The sequence below is a fragment of the Prosthecochloris marina genome (assembly GCF_003182595.1).
Taxonomy (GTDB): domain Bacteria; phylum Bacteroidota; class Chlorobiia; order Chlorobiales; family Chlorobiaceae; genus Prosthecochloris; species Prosthecochloris marina.
Genome location: NZ_PDNZ01000001.1, coordinates 375,261 through 389,884 on the forward strand (window position 1 = coordinate 375,261; position 14,624 = coordinate 389,884).

The following is a 14,624-nucleotide window of genomic DNA, read 5'->3' on the forward strand; positions in this document are numbered from 1 at the left end:
AATTGTAGTTTTTTGAGATGATAACAATTACCTTGAACGGCGAACAACGTAACGTCCAGACCGGCTCCAGCGTCGACGATCTATTAGGCATCATCGGTGCCGAAACGCAGCGCGTAGCTGTTGTTGTCAACGAAAACATCGTATATCCGGAGAAACGCAGTAGCCAGATACTGCAAGAAAATGATCAGGTTGAAGTACTTGCTTTTGTAGAAGGAGGTTGACCAGCCGATTTGTTGAACAAATAAGTTATGAATGAATTACAGATAGGCACCCATACTTTTTCTTCCCGCCTTATTCTTGGCACAGGAAAATTCGGCAATGTCCAGTCAATGCTCGATGCGATTCGTGCGGCGGGAACGGAACTGGTCACTGTAGCCCTTCGCCGGTTCAATCGCGAACAGGTTGAACACGATCTTTTTGCTGCGCTTTCAACCATTGAAGGCCTGACGCTCATGCCGAACACGTCAGGTGCATCGAACGCGCAAGAAGCTGTCAGAGCGGCGCATATTTCCCGGGAACTTTCCGGCAGCCCGTTCATCAAAGTCGAGATCCATCCCAATCCGCAACACCTGATGCCTGATCCTATAGAAACGTACGAAGCCTCCCGTATTCTTGCTTCGGAAGGTTTTCTGGTTATGCCTTACATTCCTGCGGATCCTGTACTGGCAAAAAGGCTTGAAGATGCCGGATGCGCATCGGTTATGCCGCTTGGCTCGGCAATCGGCAGCGGACATGGTCTTGCAACAGCTGAAATGATAAAGCTTATCATCCGTGAAAGCAGCATACCGGTCATTGTCGATGCCGGGTTGCGCTCCCCATCCGAAGCCTGCGCTGCAATGGAAATGGGATGTGAAGCTGTACTGGTCAACAGTGCAATAGCTGCAGCGGAAAATCCTGCTGAAATGGCATCCGCCTTCAACGATGCTGTCAAAGCCGGGTTAAAAGCAAGGGATGCAGGGATCATGCCAAAGTCAGGGTCTGCAGTTGCGACAAGTCCGTTAACCTCTTTTCTTGGAAAAACATCATGAACGGACTCCCAAATTGGCTAACTGATGAAAAAGGGTCTGCTGACATAGCACCCCTGCTCGCTCCGGATTCCCCTGTTTCACTTGAATCCCTTGCTGCCGAGGCAAAGGCGATAACCCTTCGTCGTTTCGGGCGTACCATGTCACTTTATGCGCCGCTTTACCTTTCGAACTATTGCTCAAGCGGCTGTGTTTACTGTGGCTATGCTTCAGACCGAAAAACACTGCGCAGACGCCTTGATTTCCAGGAAGTTGAACGTGAGCTGGAGTGTATGAAAACCATGGGCATCAACGACGTCCTGCTTCTTACCGGCGAACGAACCAGTGATGCAAGCTTTGATTACCTGAGGCGTTGCGTCGACATCGCAGCCACCTTGATGCCAAAAATCTCGGTAGAAGCGTTTCCAATGGACATCAATGAATACCGTGCACTTGCAGACTCCGGCTGTACCGGTATCACTATCTACCAAGAAACCTATGACCCCGATCAGTACAATATGCTTCACCGCTGGGGTCCGAAGAAAAACTTTCTCGACCGCCTGGAAACGCCAGAACGCGCACTTCAGGCAGGCATAAAAACTGTCGGAGTCGGAGCACTGCTCGGTCTTTATCAACCTGAAAAAGAAGCATTGAAACTGTTACGCCACGTTCGCCATCTTTGCAAAACCTACTGGAAAGCTGGCCTATCAGTTTCATTCCCACGTATGCGTCCACAAACCGGCGGCTATCAGCCACCATTTCCGGTAACCGACAGCTTTCTTGCAAGAATGATTTTCGCTTTCCGCATCGGTCTGCCCGATGTCGAACTGGCACTTTCAACCCGTGAGAGCCCTCGGTTTCGTGATGGTATGGCCGGGCTTGCCATCACCCGCATGAGTATTGCGAGCAGGACTACAGTTGGCGGATACATCGAACAAAACAACGACGAAAAAGGTCAGTTTGAAGTGCATGACGACCGTAATGTGGAGGAGTTCTGTTTTGCGCTCCAGGAAAAAAATATCGAGCCCGTCTTTAAAAACTGGGAACCTGTCTACAACGGCCCCTGTAGCGAATAGAAACTTAAAAGCCTTTCATCAGGAGGATCGGAAACCGGCAAGCGCCGTGTTACCAGAAGAATCAGAATCCATAGAACCGGCAATATCCAGCCGGTCCAGCCTGTTATGCCAGCATGAGCAGTATCGAAGGTTGTCCCGGCTTTTGAAAAAAGATACATGACTCCGGCAGAGCCATTCAAGGCACCATGAGCGATGACCGCTGGCCATATGCTCCCTGTTGCAAGCCGGGTCCACCCAAAAAGGACGCCAAAAATAACGCATAATATCATCATAAAGAAGACCCCGTAAACCGGATGCTGAGGATAGTTGTATCCCAACAACACCACGGGGGAATGCCAAAGCCCCCACACGATCCCACTGATCAATAAAGCCGGCCATTGCCCCAGTGGCAAAAGCCTCGGCAAAAGATAGCCTCTCCACCCTATCTCCTCTCCAAAAACAAAAACAGCATTGAGCACGGGAGAGAGAAAAATGCTGAAAAGCTGCCCAAAAACCAGAAGCCTGACAGGAACCGTATCGGGATCAACCCCTCCCTTTCCAGAAGCCAAAAGCTCCTTAAAGCCTGAAAAATCCTGAACATCCAACGTATACAATCCAAAAGCAGAACTCATGAACGGAGCGAAAATTGCAAACAAAGGCACAATGAACCAACCGAAAACCCAGTAGCGCCACCAGCCTTTCGAACCGAGCCCGAGACCCAGGAGTCTTGTTTTTTCCGTTCCACCATTCAACATGTAAACGACAAGCACAGCAAGAGCGGGAACGGCCATCATGACGAGCAAAACAAGGCCGGTAAAAGGATGCAGGAGTCCTTTCTGACTAATCCACAACGGTAAGCTCACCAGCCAGGCTCCCGAAAATGAAAGAAGCAGAAACAATAGCACCCCACGATAGTCAACGACCTTTTTCATAGCAAGCTGCAATCGAACATTGGCAAAAAACACATATGCGACAATTTACTCTATGTTTACTCTGCAATGGCTTTCAGGTACCAAAAAAGCAGAGCAACAGCTCCTATTCTCGCCTGCAGAATATTGTGTAACGATCTTGAAAAAACGATCCCGGCACCTGATCAATAGTTGTACTTTTTTGGAGGTTGTAACCGTCGGAACAGTTCATATGGCCGGGGAAATAAGTAACATAGATATAGTCACTTACAATGAATACTGCAATAAAAGAACAAACGGTAAACACCACCCCTGCCCAACCTGACACACCCTGGAAACCAGTATGCAAAAGAACGGGACATATGTTCAAAAAAAGAGATCCATCGCTGTTTCCACAGAAAAAAAAGAGTACACAAAAAAGCAGATAATGCTGGTTTTAGAAGATCTCTTGAACAAGTACATATCGGATACGACGTTCCGTCGCTGGAAAAATGCGGTAGGCATTCAGACAAAAGCGAGGTACACGCAATTCGATCTTTTCAGATTGTGGTTCATTGGTGATTATATGAACGACGATCGCAGTCTGAACCGTGCAACAAATGCTCTTGAACGTAAGCTTCACAAGCTGAAAGAAAAGCATCTTTCACAACCCAAAAACAAGTGCCATGATTGACTATGAACTTAAACCGGAAGATTTTGAACAGATGGAACAGGAAGTACATCAAAACGATTCGAATGAACCGAAAAGTAGCACGAACCCGGAAACTGTAAAAGTTGAGTCCCCTGATGCTGCAGAGATACCTGTTTTGTACACACCTCGCATCATGGATGTCGGAGCTGTCGATAACGTAACTACCCTGAACTGGGACACCCTCGAAAGAGGCTTCGACATGCTCGAAGACCGGCTGGTAGAACAATTCAGACAGAGAGGAAAAGTTGCCGCTGCAAAAGCAAGAGCCGCCTACAGTAAAGAGATAGCGGACGGGCTGAAATCAGGAAAACAGGAAGATTGAAGAGAACTTTTCTGAAACAAGAAACAACGCAACCAGCAAACAACAACCTGTTCAAGGGATTTTTTTGATTTTCCGACCCTTGATCACAACAAACGCACCTGAGCCAAATCCATTCTGAATTACCCCTGGCAATTCTCCGGGAATAAGAGTTTGTCTGATCTTTACGGTTCTAAAACCCGCTGTTTCAAGATAATCCACAACCTCCTGAACAGAGAAAAACTCGGCGTTGCTATAAAATTTGCTCTCGTTTTTTTTTCGGGCATACTCTTTGCCAAGCTTGCTTTGTTTATCCACAAAACCAACGATAATGAAACCCGATGGCTTCAGAACCCTAAATGCCTCCTTGAAAGATTTGAGAACATCATCGACAAAACAGATCGTCGTTACCATCAGAACAAAATCAAACCTGCTACCGGAAAAAGGCAATGCCTCCGCCACTCCCCGGCAGACTTCAATACCTCGATCTATGGCCTTTGAAGCCATCTTATCCGACGGCTCGACACCGACTCTTATTCCAAGAGGTTCTGCAAACTTTCCTGAACCCACCCCAATCTCAACCCCCTCGGTTGCATTTTCAGGAAGCATCTGGCGTACTGTTTCAAGCTCTGCTTCATAGAAATCAGGGTTATTCTCAAACCAGCTGTCATAAGCATCGCTGTACTTTTCAAACTGCTCAATCTTAGGAGACATGGTACAAAATAGGGAACGTTAGTTATTCAACAACAAAAAGAAAATCACATCAACCATCAATACCTGATGTAAAACTGTCTCATTTCTCATCGCGCTCGATATCCGGACAAGATTACAAATCCTAACCGATTTCATCAAAGGCATTCACTGTCGATAATCCTTTTTTTGGCAAAAACAGAATTGACAATCCGATAACACGCACTCCCCTAATGGCAAAGAAAAAAGAAGGCAATAGAAATATTCCTTGCCTGTAAGCCAATGCCATTTCGACAAAAGGAAAAAAGAAATCGATCTCATTACCCCGGTTCCAAAAAAACCTCTATATTCCGGTCGTTTTTCAATCACCCTTGCCGATAGGCAAAATCTTCCGAACCAAATGACATTACCGGCATGCTCTTCTGAACATGCCAGGATTCCTTTTGTCTCACGACTACATATCAGAGAGAGTTTTCAATGCTACAAACATGGAAAAAAGAATGGTTTTCAAATATTCGAGGCGATCTTCTCGCAGGTCTTGTTGTCGCCCTTGCACTTATACCCGAAGCGATCGCCTTCTCGATCATAGCAGGTGTAGATCCTAAAGTAGGCCTCTATGCGTCGTTCTGCATTTCCGTAGTTGTAGCATTCACCGGAGGAAGACCGGCAATGATATCCGCTGCAACCGGCGCCATGGCCCTTTTGATGATAACACTGGTCAAAGAACATGGCCTTCAGTATCTTTTTGCCGCGACGATACTGACCGGGGCTCTGCAAGTCATCGCGGGTTATCTCAGACTCGGCAGCCTTATGCGATTTGTCTCGCGCTCTGTTGTAACCGGTTTCGTCAATGCTCTTGCCATTTTGATATTCATGGCACAATTGCCCGAGCTGACCAATGTCGGCTGGCAGGTTTATGCACTCACTGCTGGCGGCCTCGGTATTATTTATCTCTTCCCGCTCATCCCGTCGATTGGGAAATCAGTTCCATCACCATTGGTTTGCATTGTCGTGCTTACCGGAATGTCGATGCTTCTGAACCTCGATATTCGTACCGTAGGAGATATGGGAGCATTGCCCGACACCCTGCCCGTTTTTCTTCTTCCTCAAATTCCGTTGAATATCGATACCCTCTCTATAATTTTCCCTTACTCAGCGGCACTTGCTGTCGTCGGCCTCCTGGAATCCATGATGACAGCAACCATAGTTGATGACCTGACCGATACTTCCAGCGACAAGAATCGTGAATGCAAAGGTCAGGGCATTGCCAATATCACCGCAGGATTGCTGGGGGGAATGGCAGGGTGCGGAATGATCGGGCAATCGGTTATCAATGTCAAATCAGGAGGCAGAGGACGCCTGTCATCGTTCGTAGCGGGCTTGTTCCTGCTCATCATGGTAGTCTTTCTCAGTGATTGGATAAAACAAATACCGATGGCGGCCCTCGTTGCCGTCATGATCATGGTATCAGTAGGCACATTTTCCTGGGACTCACTCGTAAAGCTGAAAAAACATCCGCTTTCCACCAATATCGTAATGGCGGCAACCGTCATCGTCGTCGTCACAACCCACAATCTGGCTATCGGAGTCTTTGTCGGAGTATTACTCGCTTCCCTGTTTTTTGCCAACAAGGTAGGGCATTTCATGGTCGTTAAAAGCCTCGTAAACGAAGCGACCGCATCGAGAACATACAAGGTAACCGGTCAGGTCTTTTTCGCCTCAGCCGATAAATTTGTCGAAGCTTTCGACTTTAAAGAAGCTCTGGAGAAAGTTATTATTGATCTATCACATGCACATTTCTGGGATATCAGCGCGGTTTCGGCCTTCGACAAGGTTGTCATTAAATTCCGGCGCGAAGGAACCCATGTAGAAATTATCGGGATGAACGAAGCCAGTGCCACCATCGTCGACCGTTTTGGAGTGCACGACAAACCTGAAGAGGTCGAAAAAATTCTTACAAGCCATTAAATAGAAATGTTCCATGACAAAAATTTTAGCCTGTATCGACGGTTCAGCGGCGGCACCCGCAGTATGTGATGCTGCAACTTGGACCAGCTTGCGTCTCGATGCTCCCTTGACGCTCCTTCATGTACTTGACCGTTCAGAATACCCGGTAAAAGGCGACCTATCAGGAAATATCGGACTCGGTAGCCGTGAACATCTTCTCGATGAACTTGTCTCCCTGGACGAAAAAAGAGGACGGCTTGCCCTCGAACATGGAAAACACCTGCTCGAGTCAGCGAAAATCCGCGCAGAAGAAAACGGTGCAGAAAGAATCAACAGACTTCAACGTCATGGCAATCTGATTGAAACCTTGCAGGAGATGGAGCCGGACACACGCTTACTGGTCATGGGCAGACAAGGGGAAGCTCATGAAAACAGTGCACATTCAATCGGGAGCCATCTTGAGAGTGTGGTACGAACACTTCACCGCCCTATTCTTGTGGTGCTGCCTGATTTCACTCAGCCCCGAAGATTCATGATTGCTTTTGACGGCAGTTCTACCGCAAAAAAAGCCTTGGAAATGGTCGGAAGCAGCCCCTTGCTGCAAGGACTGGATTGCCATATAGTCATGGTATGTAACTCCACCGCGGACACAGAATCAGAACTTGATGCAGCTTGCAACTATCTTGCCGAAAAAGACTTCAATGTTATAAGAACAATGCTTTCAGGAGAAATAGTTCAGACCTTGCGCGACTACCAGAAAGAACACGGAATCGATCTGATGGTGATGGGAGCTTACGGACATTCCCGAATCCGTCAATTTCTTGTCGGCAGCAACACAACAAAAATGGTGAGCTCCAGCGACATACCTCTCCTGCTGCTCCGATAGACCCTCGCAGTCTCATCGAATCAAGCATAAATCTGATTGCAACTCCAATAAAATTCCGAGGAGCATATCGAAGGTTGCCAAGACATCACGCAAGAATGCCTTCGGTGTTCTTCGGACTCCGAATAAAAACACCTGCTTTTAAAGCTAATAAACAATATCCCCTATTTTCCCTTTTTCAAAATTACGGTTTTGCCAAAGAGTACTTTTGGCCCTTCACAAGCTGTTAACCCTGCTTCCTGAGCTTTTTCCACCTCTTGTCGGAATGCTTTTGCAGAAACATGAAATGGCGGTTCTACCACCAACATCAACCCGTTTTTTTTGAGGGTGGATTGAATTTCCTTGAAAAACATATCCTGATGAGGAACTTCGTGAACCACATAGAAAGCTAAAATAAAATCCACCTGCTGAGCTATTCCGATGGTATCCTTTTCGCATTTATGCAATATGATTCGTTCTTCATACTCCGTTCCCTGAATCTTCTCCCGCAGCTTCTCGAGCATTCCCTCCTGCAAATCAACAGCGATAATCCGGCCTGACTCCCCAACCATATGAGCCATGTCAACAGTGAAAAAACCCGAACCACACCCAAAATCCAACACTGTCATCCCCTCCTTAACATAGGGATGCAGAATCTTTTGAGAGTCCTGAAGCCACTTTCGAAATCCAGTATCAAGGCTTCCCGATCTTTCAACCGGACATACACGATTGTTTCCCATATCAATTAACGAACATCTTGATTCATGATATGTTATGTATCTGAAGCTTTCCAACAATTTTATCAAATCGACTATCCATACAAACACCTATATCTGTTGTAATGAATTTGCCATCCAGAAAAAGACTGAATATCGTAGCCGGTGTCGGAGCGGATTGAGCCTGTTCCATTGTTCCCAGCTTGATCACTTTAAGAGGCAGATTCCGCTTATTTGCCGTTTCAACCAATGGCTCTTTGACATAGCATTCAGAATAGGGACATCTGTTGGAATAATAAACAACGATGCCTTTCTTTATAGAGCAAGTGCCACTTTTAACAGAATCTTTAAAACATGGCCGGTTTTTCGTTTTTTTGAAATCCATCGAGATCAAACTAAAGCCGGAAGAGATGCTTTCGCAAATTTCGAAACCTTGGCTCAACAACCACTTGGTATCGCTCATGAAATGGAATTTCTTGGTTCCGACCACCGTTACAAGACCATTTTTCCCCTGACTTTTCGCTTCCCTGACAACCTCTTTCAGCAGAGCTTTACCGTGCCCCTTGCCCTTGTATCTCCCTGAAACCCAGAAACACCCAATCACCATGTAATGAGGTGCCGTCACCGGCACCCATGCTTTTTCTGCCGGACCGTATTCGATAAAAACTTTTGCACGCTCTGCAAGACGTCGAAAGATATAACCATTATCGAATTCTCCTGCCAACCACTGCTTTTTGAGCCGGTAACCTTCTGAACACTTTTTATCCGAAAAAGCACAACAAATATGCTCACCTTCGATACTTTCCTTCGTCAAATTAACATATGCCATTGTAACGTTTTTTACCTTCTCGAAATAGCTGACGTAAGGGCCGAGGCTTTCAATGTAGCGATCAAATCGGTCGGCAAATTAACTTTAAGAGATACCCTAAGCTCAATGAAGCGGCCTTGCTTTTATTTTTTTAACACGAAGAGGAAAACAGTCTTCGACCTATAGCTTCTCCAGATTTTAGACAAACATCCGGATCTGATTGAAAGAGTAGTTCAGATGTTAAAACCGGTGCGCCGCAATAATCGAAAATACCGTGATTAATCTGAGTTTTCATAGCACCGTAATATCCATGTCTTGCATAAGTGCGCATATCCGCTCCTGCAATGGAGACAATATGAACAGGCAAATGTCGCATCTTTTTTACAAGTCTCTCAGAGGAGGTGTCATCGTAAGCCCAACCATTTGTGAAAACACGATCGATCCATCCTTTTAACAAGGCCGGAAACGACCACCAATAAACAGGATGAACCAGCACAAGTGCGTCAGCGCGGCTGATTCTTCCCTGTTCGGCAATAATATCGGGGGTAGGATCAGCTTCTCTATGCAGAATGGAAATATCTTGCACTGTAAAACAGGGATCAAACCCTTCGGCGGCAAGATCAGCAATTTCTGAAGTGTTATCTTTGTCAGCTGCAGAAACCCCTTTAACGATCTGCGATGCAATACTATGTGTCAGTGATTTTGGATTTGGATGAGCAATAACAATGAGGGCATGCATGCGTTTACTCCTCGAGATTTGGTTTGCAATAATCTTGAGCGACTGGTAGTTCGGCTGCAGGTCACTTAGCGCGTTTATTCTCATTCGAGAGTTCATCAACAAGATACTCAACAGCTTTCTCAAGTTGCAAATCGTGTCCAGAGCAATACCGAATATCAAACGGGACTTCAATATCTGGCGCAACCCCAACCCCTTCCAAGTTGACTCCATCGATGCGAAAACTCTGCACAGCAAGAAAGAGCATATCGTTATTGGATAAGGGAAATAGACGTCCTCCGAGAGTCTTCCCTGGCGTCCGCTCTCCGATTACAGTTACCATGGGATAATTCTTGGCACCGAATGCAAGTAACTCCTTTCCACTTCGGCTAAATGCATTCACTAAATAGACAGCCGGTTTTCTCCATTGCGAATCGACAGTGGATTTCCTTCCATCTCTGTCAATGGTCTCAATGGTTGGAATATTCCGATTAAAAATGTTGAGATAATACGGCCATGCCCCCCCCAAGCCATACCGTAAATCAATGATCAAGGCATCCGCCTTTTTTAGCGCTCCCCATGCAATAGCATCGAGTAATCCCTTATGGTACTCGTCTCCCGCATAGGAATAGATGTGAATATAACCAATGTGATTTCCCGCTCTTTCTATAATACGGATACTGGCTTTTTGTGCATCCAGCATTTCTTGTTTGGGATTGACAAGAACTGGTTTCATAACGATTTTGAAAGGCTCGGCCTGCTCCTTTCTTCTGATCTCAAACGAGACATCGGTCCCTACAAGCGGACGCAAAGAAGCGATTGGTGTATAAGGATTTCCATTGACAGACAAGATCTCATCACCTTTCAACAGTCCGGCTTTTTCGGCAATGCTTTCAGAAAAGACAGAAACAACATATACCCGTTCTTTGAAAGATTGAGTCATAATGCCGACCGTAGGATATAGCAAGTCCTGGTCCTGAAACAGAGCTCCAATGTCCGGGGACTCAGAAAATAGCGCGGATAAATGAAAATATTCATAATCCTCTGGCGTTAAATAATAAGTATGGGAAGCGTTCAACTCTCGAAGCATGGCATTCACGAGAGCAGAAAATGCTTTTCGGGTAGAAACTTGCGGCAGCTTCTTGCGATAAGTATTTTTGATGGCCGGGAAATCCTGATTAATCCGGACAGAATCATAAAAATGTTCTTCGACGATCTCGACTATCTCCTCGAATAGATCAGAGTAGGAGTATAGTGCCTTTGCTGAGGCCTCAGAAGATACTCCTAAAAACATCAGACACGCGCTGATTGCCAGAATAATGCCCCGATTTTTCATTGTATGTTTCTTTGTTGTCCCTAACGTCCCTCTTAAGCAGTGGATCCACTACGCCCCATGTGATTGTCAGACTTTAATTTCTTACTGTGTTGCGCAATGAATGCATCGGCCACCAGACGCAGTACCATCAATGGCTATCTGTTCAATAATTCTGAATAGAAATGCTTTTTGCAAAATCCGCTTGGCTCCCGCATCCGCCTTATTGCTTTGTCAGCTTCCGAACGCTCGCCACATCGCGAACAACAACGGGACACTTGCAGCCAAGGTTAATACAACAATAGGTCCGATGACATAGAACTTTCTTCTGTCAACAAACCCACCCTGAATCGATTTATATAACACCAGCGATGCGGTCGGTAGCACCATCAAAACAGCGGTTCCTGTACCCGGAGCGTATTCTTGTACCAGGATAGAAGTCAATATATGGGGAAAGAATACATTAAGGAACATTGCAAAAGCGTACCCCGTGAAGAAATATGTCCAAAGCCCTTTTTTTCCACTCCGAATCGAAAGGTAAAAAGATAGGTAAGCAAGTACGGTAAGGAACACAACAGCAAAGGTGAACTCCGACGATGAAACTTCTATACCTACTGGATTAGACCACGAAGGAAGGAAAAGAGCTTCTTCGATATTATGCATCGTTACTGCAACTATGAATAACAATGCGCAAGTTTTGAAATTCAACCTTGACATGACTACTGCTCATTGGAAGCTACTATTAAGCAAAGGGTCCGGATGGATAAAATACGGATGTCTTGTTATGTATTTTCTGCCTTTCGATAGGATAATATTGGACAATGAAAAATCTATCACGAACGGATTACACCGTGAAGGAAAAGAGCCCTCTCGGTATTATGCATTGATTTCTCTATTACTTGGCCTTGATTTTGAATTGCATTACAATGTCCATATCCTTGAGAATATGATGATCTCGTATCTCAAAGATACATGGCTTTGATTTACCTACATTCCTGGTTTTCTTTATCCGTTCTTTCATCTCTTTATCGATGGGAAGCGTATATATCTGTTCTATAAGTCTTTCCGGGAAGTAGACCGTCGCCTGCATGTAACCTTTCCAGGCAGACATCCATACAATTGTTTTTTTCTTTTTCTGAACTTTACATAGCCAAGCCCTGGCATCGTTATAGTATCTCCATTCATACTGCATCTGGTGCCGGTCATAGAGGCCCAGCAACTCACAATAGGCTGCATAAGACTTCCCCAGTACGGTTTTCAATAGTCGTTCATCCGGGTAAAGAGATTTGTCGGTAAGTTCAATGTTGCTTATTGTTTCCATTTATGGCACCCATGTGATAATACCTTCATTTTGGTTTTGCTTCTCCCATCGCCAAAATCCCTCTATACTGCGAACACCATCCTCAATTACAGCTTTGTATATTTGAATAGACATAACCTTTTTATCGGTTGGAATTGCTTTTTTTATTCGAAGAATTGCCTCACGAGTCTCTTTTGTTAAAACTTTAGAAATACGTTCAGCCACTCTCTCAAAATAACCGGCATAGGGTGACTCGTTTAATATATGAATCATGTCTATCTGCCATGAATTGCCGTTTTGATCATCATAAAAAGCATGCCACTCAATGCACTTATCTTCGGCATCCAGTAAGTTTGAATAACTAACGGTTTTAATACGCTTGTTTTCTGCAAGTCCGGATATCGCTAAAAAGCTATCGGAAAGATTGAATGGGTTTGTATAAATATGAAAATCGATGTCTCGATTATTTATCAGTAAGCCTGTTTTAAGTGAGCCGACAAGATTAATGGTTGCCCCAATAGAAGACCAATGATTGATTACACCGGTCTCATCAATGACAGACCAAGCTTCTTCTTCTATTTGTTTTGCCGTCTCCAAAATATCTTCCATGAATTTTAACTCCTTCAGTTCGAAGTCGAACGCTTAACCCAGGGTTTTCGAAGTGCGAAGCAAGGAACGAACTCAGCTTTTGCAAACCCCGTAGCGTGATGTCATCTATTACTTATTTCCAATAACAGTTATTAAACCATTTTCAACCGTTGAATCTATTTTTTCAAAGCCGCATTGCGATAATTGAGCGTTTACCCAATCTTCCGACAAACGTAATTTTCGGTAGAAACTCTTAAAAAGCTCCCATACTCCGGATGATTTTTTATATACGAGATCATGAACCTTCACTTTTTCAAGCTCATACTCAAGAAAGCATGTGAAAATAATAGTATCATCACTTTTGACTGGCAGAAATCTATCTAAATCTTTCAATTCATGAGTTAAGTCTCGAAAAGTTATAATAAATTTTCCACCAGGCTCTAAAACTTTAAAAACTTTAGCAAAAAGAGACGTGACTTTTTCTTTTGATTCCAAGTGAACAATTGTATCTGTCATGCAAACGATTAGTTCGGCGTTTGATTTTACAACGTTATCGAAATCAATTAAATCCCCTTCTATCGTTCTTATATCAAGCTTTTCCGAATTATCCCTTAGCTCTTGTAAAAGTTTGGCATCTATATCGAATGATGTAACAGAATATCCCGCTTCAGCCAAAGGGATCGATTGAAAGCCACAGCCTGCGCCTAAATCAACAGCAATCCCAGAGCCTCTGGGAGCAAGCTTGTGTTTATTGATAAATTCAATATTACGCTGGATTCCGGCCTCGAACCCACCAAACATCCATGAATAGACATCAGAAAGCACTTCATCATAATGTTCTTTAACACTTGCCATTTTTTAATCCTTTATACTTTGTCATTAAGCAAGTCAACAATTTCAGATTTCACAAAAAGAATAAACTTTGCTGTCTGGTCCGCACGTGAGGCAAGATGGTCTTCACCGTAACCAAGATAGGCTTGCCGAGCCTCAAATAATATGGATTGATGTTCGACGGGCAAACGCGCTATCAACCACCCGGCAGCGATGTCCTTAGACGCAATCTTTCCAGTTACAGCGCTGTACCATATGCGGGCCAATGTGAGCACCACATTCCGCTCATCACCTGCCCGGTCCGGGGGTGACACATACTGATCCAGGGTATCGACGAGCGCCCTAAAAAAATCACCTTTAGGCACCGGATCGAAAAAATCTTCGGCCGCCGGGCCCGTCAAGGGAAGACTGTGCTGCCTTGCTTTCATCAACAGAAGCGCCAGATCAGAATCAATGACAGCTGGCTCGAAGATACCTGAAAGAATATCTTTCCGCAGCCATTCTCCAAACTGCAGTTCTCGTCTGGCCGGATAACGCCAAGGGACTACCTCAGTCTTTACAACAACGGTGACCTCCAGAGCTCGAAGTATCTCGCTTTTGCCGGGTGGCGCTGAGATCTTCAGCAAATCAAGCAAAAGAGCCTGTCGGGAAGTTTCTTCAGGCTTTGCCTCTATAGTAACCAGCAAGTCAATATCGCTATACGGCCCCAAACGACCATCAAGCGCCGAACCGTACAAATGTATTGCCTGTAGTGTCGATCCCAGATGGCATTCTATGACATTACAAGCCAGTGATACCTGCTTCGAGATTTCAATGGGCACTGAGCTGTTCATACAGCATAAAATCTAACATTACTTGTTATCTGCACTATAGATTTTTCATGGGCTCACATTATAATC

General features: G+C 45.0%; 18 protein-coding genes. 7 read left to right on the forward strand and 11 right to left on the reverse strand.

Annotated elements, in window-relative coordinates:
• The first annotated feature begins 17 nt into the window (after positions 1-17).
• Genes thiS through thiH form a run of 3 tightly spaced genes read left to right on the forward strand, consistent with a single transcriptional unit; the run spans position 18 to position 2,080 of the window.
• Positions 18-221, forward strand: a complete 204-nt coding sequence (gene thiS / locus CR164_RS01725; RefSeq protein ID WP_110022180.1) for a sulfur carrier protein ThiS — start codon at positions 18-20, stop codon at positions 219-221.
• A 27-nt stretch (positions 222-248) separates the two neighbouring features.
• Positions 249-1,028 carry a thiazole synthase gene (locus CR164_RS01730; protein WP_110022181.1) on the forward strand — a complete coding sequence of 260 codons (780 nt, stop codon included), beginning with the start codon at positions 249-251 and terminating at the stop codon, positions 1,026-1,028.
• A complete protein-coding gene (gene thiH, locus CR164_RS01735; RefSeq protein ID WP_110022182.1) occupies positions 1,025-2,080 on the forward strand; it encodes a 2-iminoacetate synthase ThiH in 1,056 nt (351 codons plus the stop codon). The genes CR164_RS01730 and thiH overlap by 4 nt, the downstream gene beginning before the upstream one ends.
• On the opposite strand, the gene CR164_RS01740 is transcribed toward thiH, so the two are convergent.
• Positions 2,056-2,991 (reverse strand): CPBP family intramembrane glutamic endopeptidase, encoded by a 936-nt coding sequence (locus tag CR164_RS01740; protein ID WP_110022300.1) that lies wholly within the window; start codon positions 2,989-2,991, stop codon positions 2,056-2,058. The two genes, thiH and CR164_RS01740, sit on opposite strands and share 25 nt — an antisense overlap.
• Positions 2,992-3,394: 403 nt before the next feature.
• Between CR164_RS01740 and CR164_RS01745 the strand changes: the two genes are divergently transcribed.
• Both CR164_RS01745 and CR164_RS01750 read left to right on the forward strand, forming a co-directional pair.
• Positions 3,395-3,640, forward strand: coding sequence for a hypothetical protein (locus CR164_RS01745; RefSeq protein WP_204901778.1), 246 nt, complete (start codon positions 3,395-3,397; stop codon positions 3,638-3,640).
• Positions 3,633-3,980: a hypothetical protein gene (locus CR164_RS01750; RefSeq protein WP_110022184.1), complete on the forward strand. Its 348-nt coding sequence runs from the start codon at positions 3,633-3,635 to the stop codon at positions 3,978-3,980. The genes CR164_RS01745 and CR164_RS01750 overlap by 8 nt, the downstream gene beginning before the upstream one ends.
• A 51-nt stretch (positions 3,981-4,031) precedes the next feature.
• Here CR164_RS01750 and CR164_RS01755 read toward each other — a convergent pair whose 3' ends face one another.
• The gene (locus CR164_RS01755) at positions 4,032-4,670 is read right to left on the reverse strand and encodes a class I SAM-dependent methyltransferase (protein ID WP_110022185.1); all 639 of its coding nucleotides are present in this window, start codon (positions 4,668-4,670) and stop codon (positions 4,032-4,034) included.
• Positions 4,671-5,123: 453 nt separating this feature from the next.
• Between CR164_RS01755 and CR164_RS01760 the strand changes: the two genes are divergently transcribed.
• Both CR164_RS01760 and CR164_RS01765 read left to right on the forward strand, forming a co-directional pair.
• Positions 5,124-6,614: a SulP family inorganic anion transporter gene (locus CR164_RS01760; protein ID WP_110022186.1), complete on the forward strand. Its 1,491-nt coding sequence runs from the start codon at positions 5,124-5,126 to the stop codon at positions 6,612-6,614.
• A gap of 13 nt (positions 6,615-6,627) precedes the next feature.
• Positions 6,628-7,479 (forward strand): universal stress protein, encoded by an 852-nt coding sequence (locus CR164_RS01765; protein WP_110022187.1) that lies wholly within the window; start codon positions 6,628-6,630, stop codon positions 7,477-7,479.
• Between the two features lie 161 nt (positions 7,480-7,640).
• Here CR164_RS01765 and CR164_RS01770 read toward each other — a convergent pair whose 3' ends face one another.
• From CR164_RS01770 to CR164_RS01810, 9 genes are all read right to left on the reverse strand, one after another.
• Entirely contained in the window at positions 7,641-8,195 is a 555-nt protein-coding gene (locus CR164_RS01770) for a class I SAM-dependent methyltransferase (RefSeq protein WP_110022188.1), read from the reverse strand.
• A gap of 22 nt (positions 8,196-8,217) precedes the next feature.
• Positions 8,218-9,000, reverse strand: a complete 783-nt coding sequence (locus CR164_RS01775) for a GNAT family N-acetyltransferase (RefSeq protein ID WP_110022189.1) — start codon at positions 8,998-9,000, stop codon at positions 8,218-8,220.
• 130 nt (positions 9,001-9,130) lie between these two features.
• Entirely contained in the window at positions 9,131-9,718 is a 588-nt protein-coding gene (locus CR164_RS01780) for an NAD(P)H-dependent oxidoreductase (RefSeq protein WP_110022190.1), read from the reverse strand.
• Between the two features lie 61 nt (positions 9,719-9,779).
• Complete coding sequence (locus CR164_RS01785; RefSeq protein ID WP_110022191.1) at positions 9,780-11,030, reverse strand: S41 family peptidase; 1,251 nt, start codon at positions 11,028-11,030, stop codon at positions 9,780-9,782.
• A 210-nt stretch (positions 11,031-11,240) separates the two neighbouring features.
• Positions 11,241-11,723, reverse strand: coding sequence for an HXXEE domain-containing protein (locus CR164_RS01790; RefSeq protein ID WP_110022192.1), 483 nt, complete (start codon positions 11,721-11,723; stop codon positions 11,241-11,243).
• 178 nt (positions 11,724-11,901) lie between these two features.
• A complete protein-coding gene (locus tag CR164_RS01795; protein WP_110022193.1) occupies positions 11,902-12,327 on the reverse strand; it encodes a DUF3788 family protein in 426 nt (141 codons plus the stop codon).
• Complete coding sequence (locus CR164_RS01800) at positions 12,328-12,915, reverse strand: hypothetical protein (RefSeq protein WP_110022194.1); 588 nt, start codon at positions 12,913-12,915, stop codon at positions 12,328-12,330.
• 108 nt (positions 12,916-13,023) lie between these two features.
• Entirely contained in the window at positions 13,024-13,749 is a 726-nt protein-coding gene (locus tag CR164_RS01805; RefSeq protein ID WP_110022195.1) for a class I SAM-dependent methyltransferase, read from the reverse strand.
• Positions 13,750-13,760: 11 nt separating this feature from the next.
• Positions 13,761-14,558 carry an AadA family aminoglycoside 3''-O-nucleotidyltransferase gene (locus CR164_RS01810; RefSeq protein WP_110022196.1) on the reverse strand — a complete coding sequence of 266 codons (798 nt, stop codon included), beginning with the start codon at positions 14,556-14,558 and terminating at the stop codon, positions 13,761-13,763.
• Between the last annotated feature and the right edge of the window lie 66 nt (positions 14,559-14,624).